The organism is Pontibacter vulgaris (genome assembly GCF_022758145.1).
Taxonomy (GTDB): Bacteria; Bacteroidota; Bacteroidia; order Cytophagales; family Hymenobacteraceae; genus Pontibacter; species Pontibacter vulgaris.
Genome location: NZ_JAJVDH010000001.1, coordinates 109,042 through 130,006, shown reverse-complemented (window position 1 = coordinate 130,006; position 20,965 = coordinate 109,042). Strand labels below are relative to the sequence as shown.

General features: G+C 46.0%; 15 protein-coding genes. 4 read left to right on the top strand and 11 right to left on the bottom strand.

The window, feature by feature from the left end; translation table 11 throughout:
• Positions 1 to 200 precede the first annotated feature (200 nt).
• A complete protein-coding gene (locus tag LWP20_RS00575) occupies positions 201 to 857 on the bottom strand; it encodes a septal ring lytic transglycosylase RlpA family protein (RefSeq protein WP_302467592.1) in 657 nt (218 codons plus the stop codon).
• Between the two features lie 363 nt (positions 858 to 1,220).
• Between LWP20_RS00575 and LWP20_RS00570 the strand changes: the two genes are divergently transcribed.
• Entirely contained in the window at positions 1,221 to 2,135 is a 915-nt protein-coding gene (locus LWP20_RS00570; protein WP_242926162.1) for a DUF72 domain-containing protein, read from the top strand.
• A gap of 699 nt (positions 2,136 to 2,834) precedes the next feature.
• Here the strand turns inward: LWP20_RS00570 and LWP20_RS00565 are convergent.
• The 3 genes from LWP20_RS00565 to dgt form a co-directional block, all read right to left on the bottom strand.
• The gene (locus LWP20_RS00565) at positions 2,835 to 4,919 is read right to left on the bottom strand and encodes an insulinase family protein (RefSeq protein WP_242926161.1); all 2,085 of its coding nucleotides are present in this window, start codon (positions 4,917 to 4,919) and stop codon (positions 2,835 to 2,837) included.
• A 17-nt stretch (positions 4,920 to 4,936) separates the two neighbouring features.
• The gene (locus LWP20_RS00560; RefSeq protein ID WP_242926160.1) at positions 4,937 to 6,274 is read right to left on the bottom strand and encodes a M16 family metallopeptidase; all 1,338 of its coding nucleotides are present in this window, start codon (positions 6,272 to 6,274) and stop codon (positions 4,937 to 4,939) included.
• 353 nt (positions 6,275 to 6,627) lie between these two features.
• Complete coding sequence (gene dgt / locus LWP20_RS00555; RefSeq protein WP_242926159.1) at positions 6,628 to 7,995, bottom strand: dGTP triphosphohydrolase; 1,368 nt, start codon at positions 7,993 to 7,995, stop codon at positions 6,628 to 6,630.
• 736 nt (positions 7,996 to 8,731) lie between these two features.
• On the opposite strand from dgt, the gene LWP20_RS00550 reads away from it, so the two are divergent.
• Positions 8,732 to 9,199, top strand: a complete 468-nt coding sequence (locus LWP20_RS00550; RefSeq protein ID WP_242926158.1) for an Hsp20/alpha crystallin family protein — start codon at positions 8,732 to 8,734, stop codon at positions 9,197 to 9,199.
• Between the two features lie 74 nt (positions 9,200 to 9,273).
• On the opposite strand, the gene LWP20_RS00545 is transcribed toward LWP20_RS00550, so the two are convergent.
• From LWP20_RS00545 to LWP20_RS00520, 6 genes are all read right to left on the bottom strand, one after another.
• Complete coding sequence (locus LWP20_RS00545; protein WP_242926157.1) at positions 9,274 to 11,421, bottom strand: IPT/TIG domain-containing protein; 2,148 nt, start codon at positions 11,419 to 11,421, stop codon at positions 9,274 to 9,276.
• A 214-nt stretch (positions 11,422 to 11,635) separates the two neighbouring features.
• Entirely contained in the window at positions 11,636 to 13,753 is a 2,118-nt protein-coding gene (locus tag LWP20_RS00540) for a M56 family metallopeptidase (RefSeq protein WP_242926156.1), read from the bottom strand.
• Positions 13,750 to 14,139 carry a BlaI/MecI/CopY family transcriptional regulator gene (locus LWP20_RS00535; RefSeq protein WP_242926155.1) on the bottom strand — a complete coding sequence of 130 codons (390 nt, stop codon included), beginning with the start codon at positions 14,137 to 14,139 and terminating at the stop codon, positions 13,750 to 13,752. The genes LWP20_RS00540 and LWP20_RS00535 overlap by 4 nt, the downstream gene beginning before the upstream one ends.
• A gap of 184 nt (positions 14,140 to 14,323) precedes the next feature.
• Positions 14,324 to 15,403, bottom strand: coding sequence for a site-2 protease family protein (locus LWP20_RS00530; RefSeq protein WP_242926154.1), 1,080 nt, complete (start codon positions 15,401 to 15,403; stop codon positions 14,324 to 14,326).
• 93 nt (positions 15,404 to 15,496) lie between these two features.
• Positions 15,497 to 16,462 (bottom strand): TIGR03885 family FMN-dependent LLM class oxidoreductase, encoded by a 966-nt coding sequence (locus tag LWP20_RS00525; RefSeq protein WP_242926153.1) that lies wholly within the window; start codon positions 16,460 to 16,462, stop codon positions 15,497 to 15,499.
• Positions 16,463 to 16,612: 150 nt separating this feature from the next.
• Positions 16,613 to 17,524: an alpha/beta fold hydrolase gene (locus LWP20_RS00520; RefSeq protein ID WP_242926152.1), complete on the bottom strand. Its 912-nt coding sequence runs from the start codon at positions 17,522 to 17,524 to the stop codon at positions 16,613 to 16,615.
• 168 nt (positions 17,525 to 17,692) lie between these two features.
• On the opposite strand from LWP20_RS00520, the gene arfB reads away from it, so the two are divergent.
• Entirely contained in the window at positions 17,693 to 18,106 is a 414-nt protein-coding gene (gene arfB, locus LWP20_RS00515; RefSeq protein ID WP_242926151.1) for an alternative ribosome rescue aminoacyl-tRNA hydrolase ArfB, read from the top strand.
• Positions 18,107 to 18,208: 102 nt separating this feature from the next.
• Here the strand turns inward: arfB and LWP20_RS00510 are convergent, their stop codons facing one another.
• Positions 18,209 to 20,188 (bottom strand): S9 family peptidase, encoded by a 1,980-nt coding sequence (locus tag LWP20_RS00510; RefSeq protein ID WP_242926150.1) that lies wholly within the window; start codon positions 20,186 to 20,188, stop codon positions 18,209 to 18,211.
• Between the two features lie 179 nt (positions 20,189 to 20,367).
• Between LWP20_RS00510 and LWP20_RS00505 the strand changes: the two genes are divergently transcribed.
• Positions 20,368 to 20,955: a hypothetical protein gene (locus tag LWP20_RS00505; RefSeq protein WP_242926149.1), complete on the top strand. Its 588-nt coding sequence runs from the start codon at positions 20,368 to 20,370 to the stop codon at positions 20,953 to 20,955.
• Positions 20,956 to 20,965 lie beyond the last annotated feature (10 nt).

The following is a 20,965-nucleotide window of genomic DNA, read 5'->3' as shown; positions in this document are numbered from 1 at the left end:
TTTGAAAAAGTTCGGTTTAGGTAACTAAGTATAGTCATTTCCTTTTTCTTTTCAAACTGCAGGCACCCGATAAACAGGCAAAACGACTTTATTTATAGATGAACATAAATATAGTTTCTGCAAACAGCAGGCTTATAAAAGCAGAAGCGCAAGGCTTTTGGACCTTGCGCTTCTGTATAGCACTATTGGGTAATCTCGTTTTAAGCTTCTTTTACTTCGCCGGCTAAACCTTCTTCTTCAAGCAATTCATTAAAGGCTTCAGCCTCTTGCTTGTTTTCGAAGTGCCCTACTTTAATACGGTGTATTTTTTTACCGTTTATACTTTCTTCAGTCAGTTTAACAGGTACACTTTTGTCAAACGACTTTAGCTGTTGCCTTAATTTAGAGGCATACTCATAATCTGTGTAAGAACCTTTCTGGATAGTATAGAAATCAGGTTCAGATTTGGTGTTGGAGGCAACCAGCTGCGTTTCAGAGTTACCAAGAACTTCTACTTTAACACGGCTCAGGCCAGCGCCCCGGAAACTGAGTTGGCGTGCTGCCGCTTCCGAAACATCAATAATGCGCTCTCCCTTAAAAGGGCCCCTGTCGTTAATGCGAACAATAACAGATTTGTTGTTGGTCAGGTTGGTTACCTTAACTTTGGTACCGAAAGGGAGGCCGTTGTGAGCCGCTGTCATTTCATTTTTGTTGTAGCGCTCGCCGCTACTGGTTTTCCTGCCGTGGTATTTAGTGCCGTACCAGGAGGCAGTTCCGGTTTGTGTTTTGTCAGTGTTCTGAGCTAAAACCGGTTGGCCGAAGCCGATAAACAGGATGAATAAAAACGATAAAAAGAAGCACTTTCTATTAATGTTCATATCAGTTAATAGTTGGTGAAGCAGCAAAGTTAAGAAAAAATATTTAAAATGAGCCCTTTTACGGCGATATTGGCTCATGGATTGGGAGGGATACGCCGTAAAGTATAAAATTGCTATAACGCATCTAATGCAAAAAATGGCTTTTTTAGCTAGTATAGCTATTTTTATATATAAAAGCCATATAGGGAAAATCTAATTAAAATTTTTCCGGAAAAGTATATAAACCAGCCAATTAAGTTATTTTGGAGCTGCTGCGTTAACTTCCAAAACCTACTTATGCTGTTATAAATAAGTGCCAGTAGCGCGTATCGTTTTTACTGATTAAAAAACTTCGCGTATACTTTTAACAAAGCCTGAAAAACTATGGACTTCGGAAAGCTTTCTGACATTAGCCGGGTTGATTTTACCCTCCCGCCCGACCATCCGGATACCCGCCCCCTGCTGGAGCGCCACAAACTAAACGCAGCTTTAAAGCCAAAAGTATATATAGGCCTGCCGGTATGGGTGAACAAGCCTTGGGTAGGTACCTATTATCCGGCAACCATGCGCGAGAAAGATTCTCTGCTTTGGTACAGCAAACAGTTCAATACCATAGAGCTGAACAGCACGCATTATCATATTCCAAGTCCTGATACCATTGATCGCTGGCGCCAAACTGTGCCACAGAATTTTACTTTTTGCCCCAAGTTTCCGCAACTCATCAGCCACGAAACCCAGTTAAGTAAAGCTCTTGACCTGACTGCAACTTTTTGTGAAACTATAGCCGGCCTGGAAGAAAACTTAGGAGATGCTTTTTTACAGTTGCCACCATACTTTGCCCCACGCCAGCTTCCCGATCTGGAGACGTTTGTAAAGTTTGTACCTGAAAGCGTACCACTGGCAGTAGAGCTTCGCCACCCCGATTGGTTTGTAGATAATGTGGCAAGTATGGAGCTTTTTGATGTGTTGGAGAAATATAGAGCCGGTACTGTGCTAACAGATGTGGCCGGCAGAAGAGATGTGCTGCACATGCGCCTGACTACCCCGACTGCCATGGTGCGTTTTGTAGGCAACGGCCTGCACCCTACAGACTATAGCCGCATTAATGCCTGGGTAGAACGCCTGAAGGAATGGTTTGATGCTGGTTTGCAGAAGTTATACTTCTTTGTGCATGAACCCGATAATGTAACTTCACCCGAACTGGCTACCTATTTAATAGAGCAACTGAATAAAGTATGCTGCCTGGATCTTCAGCCTCCCAAGAAGTTTGTGCAGCATGTGCAGGGTGAGTTGTTTTAATAGTAGATGGTGTTTTGAAAGTGACTTTGTCCAACCACTCCCAACCCCTCCTTGGCTAAGGCGGGGAGCTTAACAATGTTTTGCTAACTGTTTCTCAAACATTTATTGTGTTGCTTTGAACTAGCTTTTCGCCTCGCCGGCTGGGCCTCACTTTTCTCCTTGATGAGAAAGTCTAAAAGGGGGCCCTGCACCCCTGTAAGCAAAAGAATCAAGACAATTCGTTTATCGAGGGCCCCTACCCCCACTCGCTGAACGCTCAAACATCGAATCGTCTTTGGTGCACTTGGTAAAGCTATTGCTTTGTAGTTCAATTATAAGTATCCCCTATAATCCCCTAAAGAGGACGCTTGATTCCAGTTGCAAAGCCGCCAGCTAAACAGTATCCTTTCCAGTCCTTGGGTTGAGCGCCTTGTGAGATCCGGTGCCCGTTTAGGGCAGCCGCAGCGCAGCGGAGGCAGGAGGGAACACAGCGTGATGCCCGAGGACGAGCCCTCGCGGGCTTGGAGCGAGCCAAAGCAACTATAAAACTAGTAGGCAAGTAAAGCTCCCAGGATAACAGGTAACTATAAAAGGATGGCTCGGTTCAATTAAGTAAGAACTTCAAGTATGAAACTATAACATAAAATATACTTGTAAACAACAAAAAAGCGGCTGACCAATTAAGGCTAGCCGCTTTTACAAATTATAAATGAGTTATACTTACAACTTAAACAACTCGTCTTTCAGGCCTTTGTTAACTTCAATAGTCTGAACCTCAGCTTTAATTACTTGCGCACCAACGGTGGTTTCAACTATATAAGGAAACTTCACACCGTTTACCTCTTTATAGTTGCTGTAGTTTTTAGTTTGTGTAATTACACCTTGAGGGCCCTGCAGGTTATTGATCTCTTTTAAACGTAAACCACTTTCTTTATCGAAGTAGTGAGTCGCTTTCTGGCCGTTAGGTAATGTAACTTCTACAGTGTAAGCATCCTTGCCATCCACTTTTTCCATACCTGTCAGGTTGGTTTTGATGCCAAGCTTTTCGTATTGCAAAACCGGGAACAGGCTGGCTTCCAGTTTCTGGGTTGCCAGCTGGTCTTTCGGGATCTCCTGGTTAACACCCTGCATTGGGGCTTCCATTTTACCTCTGTCGCCGTTAATGATGACACGCTGCATCGGGCTGTTATTCATAAGCACCTGCATGGCTAATTTATCGTTGCCTTTTTGCTGCTGCTGGAACACAAGTGTCATGCCTTGCATAGTTGCATTGCTGGTGATGGTAACATCTTTCAACTTATCAATATTGGCCTTTCCTCCGACTGCTTTAATGTAGTTAGCCAGTACAGTTTCAGTAGTTACACCTGCTGGTATGGCAGCTGCTTTGCGCTCCGCTTTTTCGCCGGTTGGGGTGTAGTAAGTAATTGCTTTGTCGTCCTGGTCGAAGCGCTGCAGTTTATCGGCTACCTCGCTGGCATTGCCCACTGCAACTATATACATCTTATCCGGGTTCACATATTTCTGCGCTACACGCTGCACATCCTCTGCCTTTACAGCTTCTACTTTCTTCAGGTAGTTTGCATAGTAATCTTTCGGCAAACCATAACGGGCTGTATTAATGGCGTAGTAAGCTACAGTAGCCGGATTCTCCAGGCCACGGGCAAAGTTACCCGTCATATACGCTTTGGCATTGTTAAGCTCGGCATCGGTTACTTTCTCATTCCGAATGTTATTCAGTTCGGTCAGAAACTGTATGGTAGCACTGTCAGTAACGGCGTTGCGCACGTTGGCATAAGCGTTAAATCGACCCAGAATTTCATCGGTAGTTACAGAAGAGTAAGCTCCGTAAGTATAACCATGTTTCTCGCGCAGGTTTTTAAACAAACGTGCATCCATGCCACCACCAAGTATAATATTCATCAGTTGGGCCGGAACAGCATCTTCAGCACCTGGTTTCAGGTCGGCTGGGTTTGTAAAAGAAAGCACGCTTTGCACCGAGCTTGGGCGGTCTACCATTACTACCTGTGTTTGTGCAGGCTGCTTTGGCAGGTCATACTTCATCTCTTTTACTTCGCCTTTCTTCCAGCTGCCGAATGATTTCTTCAGCAGTTTCTTCATTTCTTTTGGCGTTACATCACCCACAACAGCCAGGTAGCCAATATTTGGTTTGTAGTAAGAATTGTAGTAGTTCTGAACATCCTGCAGTGTAATGCTTTCAACCGATTTTTCTGTCATAAGCTCGCCGTACGGGTGGTTTTTGCCATACAACAGCATACTGCGGGTTTTGCTGGCTATAGCTTCCGGGTTATCTTTCTGCTGTGCAAGGCTGGCCAGCATTTGCTTTTTTGCCTTGTCCAGTTCTTCCTGGCTGAATTTCGGGTTAAGCAAAGCGTCGGCAGTTAGATTTAGCAGCGTTGGCAGGTGTTTTTTAAGGGCAGATGCATCAAAGCCTGTTGCGCTGAACGATAGCGAAGCTCCGATAAAGTCTACCTGCTCATCCAGTTGGTCTTTAGTTCGGTTCTTGGTGCCGGTGCGCATTAACTGGCCTGCAGCCTGCACGTATCCGGCTTTATCTCCTTCCAGAATCGGGTCGCGGTCCAGTACCAGCGACATGTTTACCACCGGTAGTTTATGGTTTTCAACTACGTATACTTTCAGGCCATTTTTAAGTGTGAAGTGCTCATACTTGCCCAATTCTATTTTAGGAGCCGGCCCTGGCGGCGGTGGAGATTGTTTTGTTTGTGCCGGTGCCACGTAAGTTAGTGCCAGCAGCAATAAGGCGGTACTATATATTTTCTTCATCATTTCTGTAGAATGTCTTGTTATTGTTTAGGCTGGGCAGATTTTGGCAGGTAGTGCAGCACTACGCGGTTCTCTTTTGCCAGGTACTGGTTTGCTACACGCTTAATGTCGGCTTTCGTAACTTTCATATAGCGCTCCAGCTCGGTATTGATCAGGTTGGCATCGCCATAGTATACATGGTAGTTGGCAAGGCTCTCGGCGCGGCTGGCTACTGTGCGGTTGTCCTGGATAAACTGGCTTTCTACCTGGTTGCGCAGCTTCTGGAACTCGTTATCGCTCAGGTCTTCTGTTTTAACACGGTCAATCTCGGTGTTCATGGCTTTCTCCAGGTCGTTTACATCTACGCCCATATTGGCAATGGCTAAGGTCAGGAACAGGCCCGGGTCTTCGGTAGGGAAAGGTATAGATTGTGCGGCAACGGCTTTTTGCTGCTTATCTACCAGTGCTTTTGGCAATCGGGCACTTTCGCCGCCGGAAAGCAGTGTAGTCAGCATAGATAGCGCATAGTAATCTTCGGTGCCTTGCGCCGGTATGTGGTAAGCCTGGATAACGGCCGGTAACTGTATGTTGTCATAAACAGTTTTGCGGCGCTCCTCGGTCTGTTTTGGCTCTGTTACATTTGGTCTAGGTACTGCCTTGGTGCCCTTCGGGATGCTGGCGAAATACTGTTCTATCAGCTTTTTGGTCTCATCTATGTTAATGTCGCCGGCAATGGAAAGCGTGGCGTTGTTAGGCACATAGAAGGTTTTATAGAAATCACGGAACTCCTCAATCTTAGCACTGTTCAGGTCTTTAAAAGAACCAATCGGCATGTTTTTATAAGGGTGCTTCGTGTATGCTAAAGAAAACACGTTCTCGCCGATTGTGCCATAAGGCTGGTTGTCGATGCGTTCGCGCTTTTCTTCCTGTACTACTTTGCGCTGTGTTTCCACACCAACTTCGTCTATTTTGGCGTGGCGCATGCGTTCTGCCTCCATCCACAGGCCCAGGTTGAGTTGGTTTGATGGTAATAACTCGTAGTAATAAGTGCGGTCGAATGAAGTGTTGGCATTAAGTGCGCCACCAGCGTTCTGCACAATCGACATATACTTACCACGATCGATGTTTTCTGTGCCTTCAAACATTAGGTGCTCAAAAAAGTGTGCAAAACCTGTGCGGCCTTCCTGCTCGTTTTTAGAACCTACATGGTAAAGCACCGATACTGCCACATTGGGTGTAGACTTATCCTGGTGCAAAATCACGTGCAGCCCGTTGTCGAGGGTATATTCCGTGAATTCAATCTTGTTGCTTTTGGTCTGGGCAAACGCGGCAAGGCCGGAAGCACACCACAGCATGCAGATCATCAACTTGCGTTTCATGTAAAGTATAATTTAAAAGTTAAGCGGCCGCTGGTGCCACTATCAGATTTAGCTTGTTGTAAGAAGTATAAATTTAGCTCAAACAGGTGTGTTGTGCCAATTGTAGCGTCGTTAAGTATAACGCTAATATACTAACACAGGACAAACAAGGATGAGAGCAGGAATTTTGTAGATGAAATGCGTGCTGCTACTTCTAGTTGATTTGGTGATTTCTGAGCCAGTTCTAACTGAGGGAAGGCGGCTTTGGCCTGCAGAAATGCCTGTCATCCCGACTACAGGGAGAGTGATTTGAAGCAGATACTCCATGATCAGATTTCTCCTGGCATCGAAAAGGCAATTTGCAGGCGTTTAAATCAATACATCTTTGGAAGCTCTATACCTTTGATCTTGCGGTATAAACTTAAGGCGGCCTGGTCGGTGAGGCTGGCTACAAAATCTGTGATGTGGATGATGCGCTCGTAGTCTGTAGCAGTTTCCGGTAACGTAATGTAATGCGGCGGAACCAGGGCAGCCAGCTTGCGGTGGTGCTTCGATTCGGGTTTAAAAACAGCTTTCATGCAGGCATCCAGCAATCCGCCAAGCACTTCAAAACCGGCCGCTTCAATTTCCAGCACCGGTCGGTTCTGGTAAATCAATCTGATAGAAAGATCTTTAATCTCATCCAGTGTAGGTTTGCAGCCAAGCAGGTTAATTAGCGGCGTATCGAATGTACCGGCAAGTATGGCTTCTTCGTGCTGCAGAAATATCTGAGCAGTTTCGTCTATCAGTTTGCCGATAATGCGTGCGCGCAGGTATCCTATTTCCTCTTTCCAATCATAAAAAGTAAGGCTGGAAATGCGGTTCGGGTTATCGTTCAGGATCTGGCGGAGCAGGTCCAGCCCTTTTTCCTGTGGCACCAGGCCAAGTCGCAGGCCATCTTCAAAGTCAATGATGCGGTAACAGATATCGTCGGCGGCTTCGACCAGGAAAGCAAGTGGGTGGCGATGATAGAATACTTCGTCAGAGGCTCCTTTCTTTAACAAGCCCAGTTCATTGGCAATGTTCCGGAACCACAGGCGCTCGGTCTGAAAAAAGCCATACTTCTTTTCGCTCGTGTTTTTTGTCTTAGGAATGATTGGCAATGACTCCTTCGGGTATTTGGTAAAGGTAGCCAGTGTAGTATAAGTAAGGCTAAGGCCGCCGGGCAGGTTGCAATGCGCCGGGTAAGTATAAGTTAGTATCCGGAAGCCGGCTGCATTGCCCTCGAAACTATAAAGGTCGGTGCGCTGGGCTTGGGTTAAATTTATTAAAAATGGCTGCGCTTCTTCGCTCTGAAAGTATGCCGAGATGGCGTCTTCGCCGGAGTGCCCAAAAGGCGGGTTACCAATGTCGTGGGCCAGGCAGGCAGCGGCAACTACATCACCAAAATCAGCTTCCTGTATGTTTTTCTCAAGGGCCAGTTGCGGGTAGCGCTCCAGTATACTTTTGCCAACTATGCGGCCAAGCGAGCGGCCCACTACTGATGCCTCCAAGCTATGTGTAAGGCGTGTGTGCACAAAATCGCTTTCGGGCATAGGCATTACCTGGGTTTTGTTCTGCAACCTCCTGAAAGCCGATGAAAACACAATGCGGTCGTAGTCGCGCTGAAACTCGCCTCTTACAGATTCGTCAGTGTTATACTTCTTATCAGTAGTTTCAAAGCGTTTTTTTGATATCAGTTTGTCCCAGGTAGTGGTTTGCATAAAAGAAAAAGTAATCGAACAAGTATAAATTAAGCCATTAACATACTTACAACCAGGGTGCGCCTCCTGAAAATAAACAGCCTTAGCCTATACTTCAGATCCTGCTTTTGCTGGTATACTTGCGCAGGTGTTTTGCCTGCGTAAATGGTAAGCCATTTTCGTGCTTTTCAGATCAAATATAGGGTTATCTTAATAATAAAACTATGGTTTATGTATGCAGCGGTTGCGGACATATAAGCTAAATAATTTAAGTAATATTAAAATCTAGCTATGTTACGAGCAGCGCTTTTTTTAAGTATATTTTAATTTAAAAATAGGCGCAGAGAGGCTTTTTGACGTTTTTGGTGTGATAAAGTATAAAATTATGCGTGTTACTTTTGGCTGTAAAAATACCTTGAAAAGCAGGCATTTTGGAAGCTCTTTTGTAAACATATTATAAGCGCCTTTCCAAGCTATCAAACTTAATTAGTGCACAAACCTGGCAAGGTTGTTTGTAAGCCGGAATAAAAACCGGTTGGCAAAACTTCCTTTATAAGCCTGCAAAAGACAAGCAACGCGGCATAGAAGCCGTAAAGTGCTTGTCTTTTGTTATTTTAAGGCTATTAGAACTGATCAAAATCATTTTTAAAGCTATAACCCTCTGAATTTAATGGCGTAAAAAAAGTATAGAATTAATTGGTATAGTTCTATGATTGGAATTTAAAGTGCTTGTTAAACTAAAAAGAGGAGTTAAATCATGGCAAATGTGATGAGAAGAAATGGAGGTGCTACTTCGCCAGCCCATTCTATTTTTACAGATTTTTTTTCAGATGTAGACCGCTTTTTCGACAAAGACATGTTCTTGATGCCAATGCAATGGCGCAAGCAGATGGAGTCGAATGTTCCTGCCGTTAATATCCGTGAAAATGATAAGGAATACCTGATAGAGGTGGCTGCGCCAGGTATGAAGAAAGAAGATTTCGACATAGATATGGATGAGCGCACACTAACCATTAGCTGCCAGAAAGAAGAAGACAAAACCGAAGAAAAGGAAAATTTTAAGCGCCGGGAGTATAATTACAGCTCTTTCAGCCGCTCATTCAGCCTGCCGGAAACAGTGAAGCCAGAAGACATAAAAGCGCATTATGAAAATGGCGTTCTGAGCCTGAATGTACCAAAAACAAAAGAAACTGACCGCCCTAAAAAGCGAATTAAAATTGATTAGGACTGATAAAGTATAAAAACAGAAAGAGCAACCAAACCGGTTGCTCTTTCTGTTTTTATACTTTAGAATTAAGGCTATAGCTTCACTATTTTAAACTCGCCGCTGTTAATGCCTTCCTGCCATTTCATGATGTACATGCCCGCTGACAGATCGCTTACGTTTAGCTCAACGGGTACGTTCACATCGCTAAAAGTAACTTCGAAGCTTTTTACCAGCTTGCCGGTATAATCGTAAAGCTTAATTTCCATTTTAGTAGAAGCCTGCACAATATACTCCAGCTGTATACTTTCGGTAGCTGGTGAAATCGGGTTAGGGAATGCAACAAACTTCTTTATATCAGATGGATTTATTAACCGTACTCTCGGTGAGAATAATGGCTCTCCGGTAAGGTATACTACTCTCAGGCGGTAATAGCTTACACGGGGCAGTGGGTTATTATCTGTGTAAGTATAGCTTTGAGAACTTCCTGCATCAACTGTGGCTATATCCTCCCAATCTACTCCGTTTGCGCTGCGTTGCACCACATAAAAGTCTACGGCCTGCTGGTTATTGGTGGTCCATTTTACGTTTACAACGGCATTGTTTGTGCCACTGAAACTAGCCTCAAAGGTACGTACTTCTTCTGCCAGCTTACAGTCGCCCTGCAGCGGTACCATAGGGTCGCGCTCGCAAATATTTGGCTTTACGCTATTAGACATCACCAGCCTGGCACCTGTAATATCTGCTGTATTCAAATCCCGGATAAGCATAGCAGACTCAACAGCATAATGCATAATAGCTCTCGGAAGTATAACGTGGCCTAACTGGTGGGCATGGCCAAGCTCGTGCAGCATTACAGTTTCAAAATCGAACTGATTGCCGGTAGCGTCGCCGGGGCCATACTGCCAGGTAATGTTGTTATTTATTTCCATATCAAACTCGCTTACCCAGAACAAGGTGTCGTTATCGCAGCGGTAGCCTTCCCAGCGGCTGATGGTACGTGCCAGCACGCCCGCACCGGTTTCGGAGCCCGGGGCAAAACGGATTACGGATTGATTATCTTCGGATACTTTTTCGGTGGTTACAGGTGCGCCAATTTTCCAGTTCACGTTAGTAGCGCAGATCCAGTTATTCATAGCTCTTTTAAAACCTTCCTGGGCTGCTGCGCGGCTTTGCATGCTGGGAGCAAACCGGATGGTATAGCCTCCGGCCTTATCTATATCCAATAACAAGGGTTCAAAAGCGCGGGTAGTGTTGCCATCAAGTATAACATTGGAGTAAGCAAATTCTATGGTTACTTTCTGGGCGCTTGCTATAGAGGTGCCGTCGGCAGCTGTAACGCGCACTTCGCCGGAACCAGCCGCTCCGCCAGATGGGCTACGTGACGGTATGCGTACTTTTATCTGGGTGTTTGTCCAGGAAATGTAATCCTTATTAAGTGGCTGGATAAATGTTTTACCGCCATCATCGGCGTTGCGGAACTCAACAAAGCCAGTGCCGCGTGTGTTGCCAAAATTAGAACCGTTAATAGTAAGTACAGCTCCGGTACCCGAACTGGTAGTTAAAGGCGAAATACTGCTGATGATAGGTGCAAGTAAAGTGCCTTGTGTCTGGTTTTGAGTCTGAGTCTGGCGCAGGTCCAAAGCTTTACGCAGGCGCTCGTTTTGTTGCAGGGTGCGGTAGTTGCGGCCGGTTTTTTCAGTTACGGCTTTGTATACTTCCTGCACTGTCTTGTAATCTTCGAAAACACCTGTTGCCGATGCGCCACTTTCAAGGTTATACTTTACAAAGCCCTGCTGGCTGCCATAGGCGCGTGTGCTAAGGCCACGGTTGCCCGGCGATGTGCGGATCTCTTTCTCTGTGTTCAGGAAGAAGATACCCTGCTGGCCACGGTACAGCTCCAGTGCCGAGGAGAAGACATGCTTTTTCAGACCAATGTTACCGCCTTCGGTTATTAGTTCCAGTTGATGCTCCTGCACAGTGCCTTTAAATACCTTGTATATTTTTATGGTGTTGGAAGTATAAATATTGTTGTGGCCCGCATCCCAAAAAGATTGTTTGGCTATAACCTCACCTTCCACAATATAATCGGCTTCGCGCACGCGTTCAGAGAGTGGTAGCGGCACCATGTGAAGTCCCTGCGAGGCATAGGCAACAGAAGAGAACAATAGCGCTAAAAACACCAGGCAAGCTCCGGCTTTCCGGGTTAAAGCGCTAATAGACGGCATATAAAAATTGGTCATAGATGAAGTGAGGTTTTACAACAATACCAAATATAGCACGGATTATACAAAGGTACAGCAATGCCACTATACTTACGGAAAAGAACAACCACAGGGATATATAGTTTTGTACTTGTTGCAGGTTTAGCAAGGCCGTAAATAAACAAGTCGCCTGCCCGTTATAGTTTAAATAACAGGCAGGCGACATTGCCGGAGCTTGGATGGTGGAGTTATCTTAATCGTTAATCATAATCTGTTGATTCTGACTATCTTTTTTAATAGTAAAGTCAAGGGTTTTGCCTTCTTTGTTTTTCATCATGCCCCGGTACTTTTCATACAGTTGCTGCGATTGCTTTTTGCCATTTATAAACAGGCCTGTCTTATCAAGTTTAACATCAACCTCTTTGGCTTTTTCTTTTACCAGGCCATCTTTTATCATTTCCTTTTGCACGTTCTCAAGTAAGGTTATCTGCTCGTCATGCTTTTTCATGCCCTCTTCATGGCGCTTCATACCTTCTGCGTGTCGCTTCATGCTTTGCTCGTGCAGGCGCATGTTCTCCCGTTGTATGCGTATTTCCTCTTCGCGGCGGCGCATATCGGGTGCAGGTCTGCCAGAGTTGTCTCTTTGTATTCTGCGTTCAGTGCGTACTTCAAGGTTCATTTTTTTCAGCTCTTCTCCATACTTTTCCATTTCCTGCTCATAGCGCTTCATTTCTTTTTTGTATCGCTCCTGCTCTTTAGCACGCTCTTTCTGTGCTGCTTTGCTGTCTTCACCAAAAATATAGGGTGTTGGCGGCGCAGGAGGGGCCGGTGGCGGAGGAACCATTGGCATAGGTGGCATTGGTGGAACTGGCGGTACAGGAGGTATTGCTACATCGAAGTCCATGCTATCGAGGTGGGAGAAGTTGAAATTATAGTTATAATTCCTTCGGTTGCGTTGTACTTCGCTCAGGGCTCTACGGGTTGCGTCAAGTGTTTCTCTGCGCTCTTTAGCACTCATGCGGGGCGCACGGCGGGTTTGTTCCAGGCGTTGGTCAATCAGTTTCTGAAATTCAGGAATATCCTTTTTAGGAATGCGGCGGCCATTTACATACAGCTCAGAAATCTCACCTTTCTTGTTTTTGATGATGATCAGGTCGGATGTTTTGCCGGTTGTATCCTGTATGGTTAACGTAGATGCCAGTAAAGCCTCGGCTTCGGGAGAGGTAAACTCTGTGACAGCTATACTTGCCTTTTCCGGCGCTTTAAGTATGATTTCTTTCTGCAGATTATGTACAAGTGCAAGCTCTTCCGGTTGCTTCTCTTTCAGGCCGGCCCAGGCACCATAAGATAATAACATGCATCCAACCACTACTACCAACGCTGCTACAAAACCCTCCTGAAAAGATGGCCGCAGATCGGGGGCATTTACCAAGCGCTTAATACGGCCCAGCAGCGAACCTTTTTTGCCTGTAAGTGCCAGTGCGTACATAGGGCCAGCCGGCATGCGCAGTTCCTCTAGCTGGGCTAGTGCGCGCGCATAGGTAACAGTATCGCCGCAGGCTGTTACAGCCAGGTCATCGCAGCAATGCTCACGCTCGGCGCGGGCCATGTTGCTCATCCACCACACCGCCGGATGAAAGAAAAAGATCGTTTCGGCTAGTTGCTGCAACAGGTTAAGGAAGTAGTCGTGGCGTTTTATGTGGGCAAGCTCGTGGGCAAGTATAGCTTCCAGTTGTCGCTGGCTCAGGCCTGTAACCGCCCCTACAGGCAGCAGAATTACTGGTTTCAGGTAGCCAATGGCCACCGGCACCTGTACCAAGGCAGACTCGGCCAGTTTTACCGCACGGCTAACGCCCATACGTTGCTGCAGTGTTGCCAGTGTTTCCTGCCAGTGCATGCCCAGTGTCTGCGTTTTATAGTTGCGGAGCCGCTGCACATAAGCCATACTTCCTAAAAAGCGTAGCACCATAACCAGCAAGCCCATCAGCCACAGGCTAACCAGCAAAGGCAGGTGTTGTGCAAAGTATAACTTGCCTGATGCCAGGGCCTGTTCCCAGGCCGTGGCATCACCAGCCGGCGAAGCACTTATACTCTGCAGCTGTATCATACTTAGCTCCTGAGGCGATGAGGCATTAGCCGGGCCAGGCACGGAAGTATAATAATGTATGAAGGTAACTATAAACAAAACCAGCACAGTAGCCATGCCAAGCAGCGACACCATGTACCTTACTTTTGCCGAATGGCGGTTTAGCACAATCAGCAACAGGGCCACAATAATGGCTGCCAGGGCACCTTGCCACAGCGAGTGCAGCAGCGCCCATCCCAGGGCATGCGTCAACTCTTTGGTTAAAAAATTCAGGCTGAAGTTCATTTTTTACCTCCTTCCAGTTTATCTAATAAGTTTCTGATTTCATCTAGTTCTTCGGGTGAAGTCTGGTGGTTGCCCAATGCCTGCATTACCAGTTTCATGGCAGATCCCCGGAAAGTAGTATCCAGGAACCGGTCGAGGAGTTTGCGTTGGGTAGCCTCTTCGGTAAGCAATGGGCGGTATACATGCGAGCGGCTGCTTTTATCAGGTTCTACCATGCCTTTTTCAGCCATAATCTGCATGATCTTAAGCGTAGTGGTATAGCCTGCCTCTTTGGTTTTGCTAAGCTCTTCGTGCACAAACCTAACCGTTGAAGGACCGTTTTGCCACAGAACCTGCAGAATTTCCAGTTCGGATTCGGTGGGCTTTTGTGGGTGTTCTGTACTCATAGTTTAAAAGATGATTATAGGTAGAAAGAAGTTGCACTACTAAGATATACGAAGAGTTTCGTAAAAAGAAATTTTATCTACGATTTTTTTCGTATTTAAAATAAAATGTTGGTGTGCGAGGTGCTTGGTATGGTAAAAGCTTTATTTGTGGGGGTAAGTTTATACTAGAATACGGGGCTGCTTTTTAATGTATCAGCGCCGATTTTACAAGTATAAACTCATTGATATTATCGGAATTGATAACACCGGCTAATCTACCGTTCTCGAGTACGGGGTAAAATGCGCCGGGCGATTTCTGAATTTCAGTATATGCTTCAGAAAGTTTGTCCTTGGCATTAAAGCTCCTGAATTCATGCGACATAATTTCGGCTACAGGAACATGGATCTGTTCGTTTTTAACGGCTTGTATCAGTTGCATGCGTGAGAGGGTGCCAACTACCTGCCCACCGTCTTCTATAATAAAATCGTGCTCTGATGTAGATAACAGTTTGTCTAGGGCATTGCGCACTGTTTCAGTGGGGGCTAGTTTTACAAAGCTGGTCATCATGCCTTCACGCACGCTGTGGCCGCGCAAAAAATCCAGGTGCTGTACCATCATATTCTCTGTAAAAGCCCCGAAAAACACGAATATGCCTATCAGTATAAGAAAAGGATTAGAGAAGAAACCGATAAAAATAAAAAAGACAGCCAGCATCTGGCCCAGGTTTGCTGCTATCTGGGTGGCCCGCACACGGCCCAGTTTAAAGGCAAGCAAAGCCCGCAGCACCCGGCCGCCATCCATCGGAAAGGCAGGTATGGCATTGAAAATTACCAGCATCAGGTTTACGAAAAAGAGCATGTAGAAGAAATTGGCAGGCGTTATGCGTGCAAAAAACTCCTCATTGGGTAGGCTGGTAAGTGGCGGCAGCACCAACCATAGAATAAAAGCGATCACTACGTTTACAGCAGGGCCGGCTACAGCTATCAGCAGTTCCTGTTTCGGGCTTTCGGGCATACGCTCCAGGCTGGCAACGCCACCAATAGGAAGCAGTGTTATAGATTTAGTGTTGATGCCATATTTTTGAGCCGTTAATGCGTGCCCCAGCTCATGCAGCACCACACACAGGAAAATAGTAAGTATAAAACCCACAGAAAGCAACGTGGTAGCCATGTCGCTGCCGCGGCCCATCTCAGTAAAAACAATCCACCCGATCAGGAAAAGGAATGTCCAGTGCACCAGAATTTTGATGCCTGCAATCCGCCCCAGGTTTAATGCCCATTTCATACTTACAGAAGTAAAGCTTACTACATCTGAAACGAATAAAAAAGGCTATTGTTTATACTTACTGTGTTGTATAAGCTGTTTTGCACCAGTTGGTTATTGTTTTAATAATGCTGGTACTACCTTTTCGCCGAACACATTTATAAAGCGCTCCTGTTGCAGGTTTACGTTGTGCAGTATAAGCTGTGAAAATCCCAGCTCCAGATCCTGTTGCAGCCATTCCAGGTGTTGCTCAGGCTCATGAGAGATACGCACGTGCTTCCGCATAACTTCTTTCGGGATATCTTCGGTAGCAAGTTGTAGTTGTTTGGCAGTACGAAGCTCGGTAAGTACGCTGCTGGCAAAAATATTGGTGCGCCATTGTTCGTAAGCTCCATTCAGGGCGTCGTTGTCGGTGGTGGCGTAAGAAAGCTGCACTTTCAGGTACATGGGTTTGCCCTCGCCTCCACCTCTGCGAAAAGCTTCAACCATTTTCTTAAGTTCCTCAGGCGGGCGCGAAGTAGTGATCAGGCCATCGGCCCAACTGCCAACCCATTCAGCTGTTTCGGGGGTAACGGCAGCGCCGATAATCTGCGGTGGCGTTTCGGCACGGGTATATAATTTAGCATCTTCTACTACCACATGGCCATGGTGTGTTACAGTTTCGCCCTGCCACAGCGCACGCATTATATCTACACACTCTTTCAGGCGCTCGTTACGGATATGTTTTACCGGCCAGTGCTCTCCGGTAATATGTTCGTTTATGTATTGCCCGCTTCCTGCAGCAATCCAGAAGCGCTCCGGAAACATCTCAGCGAGGGTAGCAGCTGCTTGCGCAATAATAGCCGGATGATAACGCTGACCGGGAGCATTTACAATACCAAAAGTTAGTGAAGTGGCTTGCATGGCGGCCCCAAGCCACGACCAGGCAAAGCCGCTTTCGCCCTGGTCCGGGCTCCATGGGAAAAAATGGTCTGATGAAAGTGAGGCATTAAAACCTGCCTGTTCGGCCTGCTGCACATACTTTAATAGAGCGCTTGGTTTAAACTGCTCATGCGAGGCATGATATCCTATCTTCAGCATAATTTCTTCTGTTTATACTTTTATCATGAAAGCCGAAGTATAAAGTACGGGGCGCTGAAGCTCAGGGTGGCAGCCCTTTGGTAAAGGACAGAAATTAAAAAAGGCAGCTGCGTGGTGCAGCTGCCTTGTAGGTCATAGTTGGCTTGATAATTAATCTAACCGCGCGATAAAGCTTTTTACATACTTTCGGAATTCCTCTGGTTTTTCCTGGTAAGGGCAGTGGCCTGTATCCATGGTTTTATACTTAGCGTTCGGGAATTTAAATAGCTTGTAATGCTCCGGGCCAACAGCATAATCATACTTGCCGGCAAAGGCCAGTACAGGCACTTTTATAGACGCAGATTTCTTTGTAAAATCTTGCTCATACTCTGGTAAGCCCCATACTTTGCTTCCGAAATGCCAGTTAAGGGTGGTATCCATTACGGCGTTCATTTGAGCAAACATTTCTTTGTTAGGGTACATCATTTTATACATGAGGCCTTTCTCGTTCAGTTTGGTAACTACCTGCCCTAGTGTCTGGCCTACCGGTGCGCCAGGCTGTCGGAAATCAGACTCTGGCTGGCCCAATACGCGCGCGCCTTCTTTTACATAGCTCTCCAGCGACGATTGCATGTGCAGCGTAGTAGCAACAAGTACAAGTCCGTTTATACTTGCCGGGTGCTGGTAAGCATATTCGGTAGCTTCTATTCCTCCAAAAGAATGCGCCATAACAAACCATTTTTTATACTTCAGGTGGTTGCGCAGCTCTTCAAAATCCTTCACCATTCTGTTGAGTGAATAATCGGTGTTAGCATCGCCGCCAGATCTTCCGGAGCCGCGTTGGTCCAGGTAAATCATGGTCATGTCTTTCTCGGTAATGTCGCCGCCTAAAGCGTAGTAAATTTTGGGCCAGGAGCCCGGGCCGCCATGCACAAACAAACACGGCTTGCCTTCGCCGGCTATGCGCACATAAAGCTTTACACTGTCGGAAGTAGTAAAGTAAAATGATTTCTGAAGCGCTTGCGCAACCTGTGGCAGGCTGAACAATACCAGTAAAAGGCAGCAAAGAAGAAATTTTTTCATAGTAGGTTAAGTAAGCAATTAATAGTTTTGAACACCAAAGTTGCGAATAATTTTAATGATGACGCTAAAGAGCATGAAAAGACGCAACCTAAAGTATGAACTTAGCTTGCTGGTGCAATAATCCGTAAAGAAGCCCGGAGAAATTAAGATGCAGTTCGCTAAAAATTTATGATTGATTTAAAAGAACGAGGCTTAGAACAGGAGCTAACATTTCAGGCATCAAGGAGCGGTGGTGCCGGTGGCCAGAACGTAAACAAAGTTTCCAGTAAGGTGGAGCTACGGTTTCATGTGGAAAGCTCGGAATTGCTATCAGACGAAGAAAAAGCCCTGATTCAGGAAAAGCTGGCAAACCGCATTAACAGCGAAGGATATCTACAAGTGGTAAGCCAGACCGAGCGCGGCCAGTTACAGAACAAAGAGCAAAGTATAGCCCGGTTTTACGAATTGCTGCGCCAGGCACTAACCCGTCAGAAAAAACGCAAGGCTACCAAGCCCACACACTCATCGGTTAAACAACGCCTCGAAAGCAAGAAGCGGCAGGCGCAGAAAAAAGCCAGCAGAGGTTATAGGGGAGAAGCTTGAAGTAGTTGGTAAGTTTCAGGACCGTTATAAAAAGAAAACCCAACGTATAGTTTACAGCCAATGTGTGCATCAACTATAAACTATACGTCAGGTTTTTCAGGATTATTGCCCCGAAGTTCTGGTTTGTTCAGCGGGCGCTTTCTTCAGATATGTATCCAGGAAATCAAGTATGGCACTATAGCCTTTTATCTCGTTTTCCTTTTTCACAAAGCCGTGGCCTTCATCCGGGAACACCATATACTCTACCGGCACATTATTCTTTTTCACAGCTGCTACAATCTCATCCGATTCCACTTTAAGCACACGCGGGTCGTTGGCGCCCTGCAATACCATCAACGGTTTCTTTATCTGGTTAGCAAAGAACAGCGGGGATTTATTATATAGAGCAGCAGAGTCTGTTTTCGGGTTGCCCATTTCTTTGTAAAGCGCCTCTCTGAACGACTCCCACCACGGCGGTATACTTTGCAAGGTGCGCAACCAGTTAGCTACTCCAAAAATATCAACTCCCACAGCAAATTCGTCTGGCGCGAAAGCTAGACCTGCCAATACCATATAACCTCCGTAACTGCCACCAATAATGCCTATCTTATCTTCAGCAACAAAGCCGGTACTGTTAAGGTAATCTTTGGCCGCAATGCAGTCTTTCAGGTCGGCGTCGCCATGTTTCTGGTCATCGGCAGCAAAAAAGGTTTTACCATAACCCGAGCTGCCACGGTTGTTTACTGCCAGCAGCACATAGCCATGGTTTACCAAGTACTGCATCAGCGGTGAGTAGTTCAGGCGTGTCTGGCCGCCGGGGCCACCGTGTATCCAAAGTAACGCAGGTCGCTTTTCGCCTTCCGCAATGCCTTTAGGAGTATAAAGCAATGCCGGGATTTCCATGCCATCAAATGATTTATACCTGACCACCTTGCCTTCTACCAGATCGTCTTCCGATATCTTAGGGTTCATGGTATTGGTTAGCTTACGCGGTTGCTGCCCATCAAATGAATACACATACAGGTTGTTGGGAGATTTGGAACTGTTCACATAAAACGACATCAGCTTTTCGTCGTCAGAGATGCGCACTGCGGTAATGTCGCCGGAAGGCATGGCTGGTAAACTTATGGGCTGGCCAGTAGCTGTTTCGTAAATTTTTACTTCGGTGCGGGCATCGTTATTTATACCAGTTACCCTATACTTGCCGTTACGAGAGAAGTAAGAATACATAATGTCCCAGGGAGCTTTCTCAACTATAGCGGTTTTTCCGGTGGCAAGGTCGTAGCTTTTCAGGTAGGTATATTCCTGGCCTTCATCTGTCAGAAAGTATAGTTGCTTGTCGTCTGGGGTAAACGTTTCGGGGCGATACTGTATGTCGCCGGTATGCTTGCTCAGGTGCTTTAGTTGCTTTGTTTTAGTGTCGTACAAGTATAGGTCAGAGTTGTTGGTGGTTATACTTTTTGTAAAAGCCAGGTAACGCTTGTTTCGCGAAATGGCACCCAGGTCCAACGCTTTGTCGTTGCGGAACACGAGCTTTGGTGTAAAGCTGGCCACATCCATTTCGTAGAGGTCGAAGAATTTAGGATCGCGCTTGTTGGAAATATAAAAGAAGCTTTTCTTGTCGTGGCTCCATTCGGCAAATTCAGATTTGGCTTTAGCATCGGGTGTCAGGTCCCGCGAAGTTCCATCGGGGTTGTGTAAATAGATATGTGTAATTTCGTTGCCTCCTTTGTCGCTGGCATAAAGTATACGCTTGTTGTCGGGCAGGTACGAGATCACAAATACAGAATTGTCGGTAGAGGATGTTACCTGTTTTGGCTCGCCGCCTGTAACCGGAACCTCGAAAGCATTGTAAATGCCTGTCTGGTTACTGGAGTAAAGCACCTTACTATTGTCAGTTGCTATGGCATTACCCCTGATGGAAGTAGTCGCCATAAATTCTTCGATAGTATAGGTTTTGGTAGCCGGAGCAGTGGCTTGGGCCTGTGGAGCACTTTCGGTGGCGGGTGCAGCAGGCTGCGATGTAGTAGCTTGTTGCTGGCAACTGCTTATAAAAGCTGTAAACGCAATAAAGCCTACGGCAAACATACTTGTGTTTCTCATAATTGCTGGGTTAAAAACTGACACAGTTATATCGTACGGAATGAATTTAAATAAGGATAAATTTAACTATACAAATACAATAGTTTGCTAATGAGCTCTAAACCAGATGCATTTGCAAAAGGCTTTTTTCAGGTAAGATATTTGCAAAGGCAACTGGCAGGCTCATCTTAAAATTAAATATGAAGAAGATCATACTTATACTTTGTTTACTTACTGGTATTGCCACAATAAGCCAGGCACAGGTGTACCGTACTGCAGCCGGGGTTCGCCTCGATAGTGACCGCTTTGGCGTAACACTGCAACAGAAACTGCACGAACGTGGAACTATAGAAGGCATTTTTACAGTAGGATCGCGCGAGTACAGCGGTACTGCCCTGTACGAGTGGCACTTTCCGATACTGGGAAGGCGGTTTAATTATTACCTGGGCGCTGGTGGCCACGTGGGCAACCTGAAAGACTCTGGCGTTTTTACCGGGGCAGATGCTATACTTGGAGTAGAGTATAAAGTAAATGGTTTGCCTTTTTTGCTTTCTGCTGATGTTAAACCTGCCGTGCACATTAACCACGAAGACTGGGTAGACCTGAGCACAGGCATTTCTATCAGGTATGTTATTCTGAAGGAAAAGAAGAAAAAGAAAAGCCTGTGGCCATTTGGCAACCGCGATGATGAAGAAGATAGCAGACGCGACAGGAAGCGCAAGAACCAGGATGACGAAGAGAAGATCGATATCCTGAAGATCTTTAAAAGGCAGCAGGACAACAGGTAAAATGTAAGCG

Bases quoted from the DNA above. Each gene is read 5' to 3' on its own strand.
- LWP20_RS00575 (WP_302467592.1), bottom strand. From the start codon at position 857: ATGAACATTAATAGAAAGTGCTTCTTTTTATCGTTTTTATTCATCCTG.
- LWP20_RS00570 (WP_242926162.1), top strand. From the start codon at position 1,221: ATGGACTTCGGAAAGCTTTCTGACATTAGCCGGGTTGATTTTACCCTC.
- LWP20_RS00565 (WP_242926161.1), bottom strand. From the start codon at position 4,919: ATGATGAAGAAAATATATAGTACCGCCTTATTGCTGCTGGCACTAACT.
- LWP20_RS00560 (WP_242926160.1), bottom strand. From the start codon at position 6,274: ATGAAACGCAAGTTGATGATCTGCATGCTGTGGTGTGCTTCCGGCCTT.
- dgt (WP_242926159.1), bottom strand. From the start codon at position 7,995: ATGCAAACCACTACCTGGGACAAACTGATATCAAAAAAACGCTTTGAA.
- LWP20_RS00550 (WP_242926158.1), top strand. From the start codon at position 8,732: ATGGCAAATGTGATGAGAAGAAATGGAGGTGCTACTTCGCCAGCCCAT.
- LWP20_RS00545 (WP_242926157.1), bottom strand. From the start codon at position 11,421: ATGACCAATTTTTATATGCCGTCTATTAGCGCTTTAACCCGGAAAGCC.
- LWP20_RS00540 (WP_242926156.1), bottom strand. From the start codon at position 13,753: ATGAACTTCAGCCTGAATTTTTTAACCAAAGAGTTGACGCATGCCCTG.
- LWP20_RS00535 (WP_242926155.1), bottom strand. From the start codon at position 14,139: ATGAGTACAGAACACCCACAAAAGCCCACCGAATCCGAACTGGAAATT.
- LWP20_RS00530 (WP_242926154.1), bottom strand. From the start codon at position 15,403: ATGAAATGGGCATTAAACCTGGGGCGGATTGCAGGCATCAAAATTCTG.
- LWP20_RS00525 (WP_242926153.1), bottom strand. From the start codon at position 16,462: ATGCTGAAGATAGGATATCATGCCTCGCATGAGCAGTTTAAACCAAGC.
- LWP20_RS00520 (WP_242926152.1), bottom strand. From the start codon at position 17,524: ATGAAAAAATTTCTTCTTTGCTGCCTTTTACTGGTATTGTTCAGCCTG.
- arfB (WP_242926151.1), top strand. From the start codon at position 17,693: ATGATTGATTTAAAAGAACGAGGCTTAGAACAGGAGCTAACATTTCAG.
- LWP20_RS00510 (WP_242926150.1), bottom strand. From the start codon at position 20,188: ATGAGAAACACAAGTATGTTTGCCGTAGGCTTTATTGCGTTTACAGCT.
- LWP20_RS00505 (WP_242926149.1), top strand. From the start codon at position 20,368: ATGAAGAAGATCATACTTATACTTTGTTTACTTACTGGTATTGCCACA.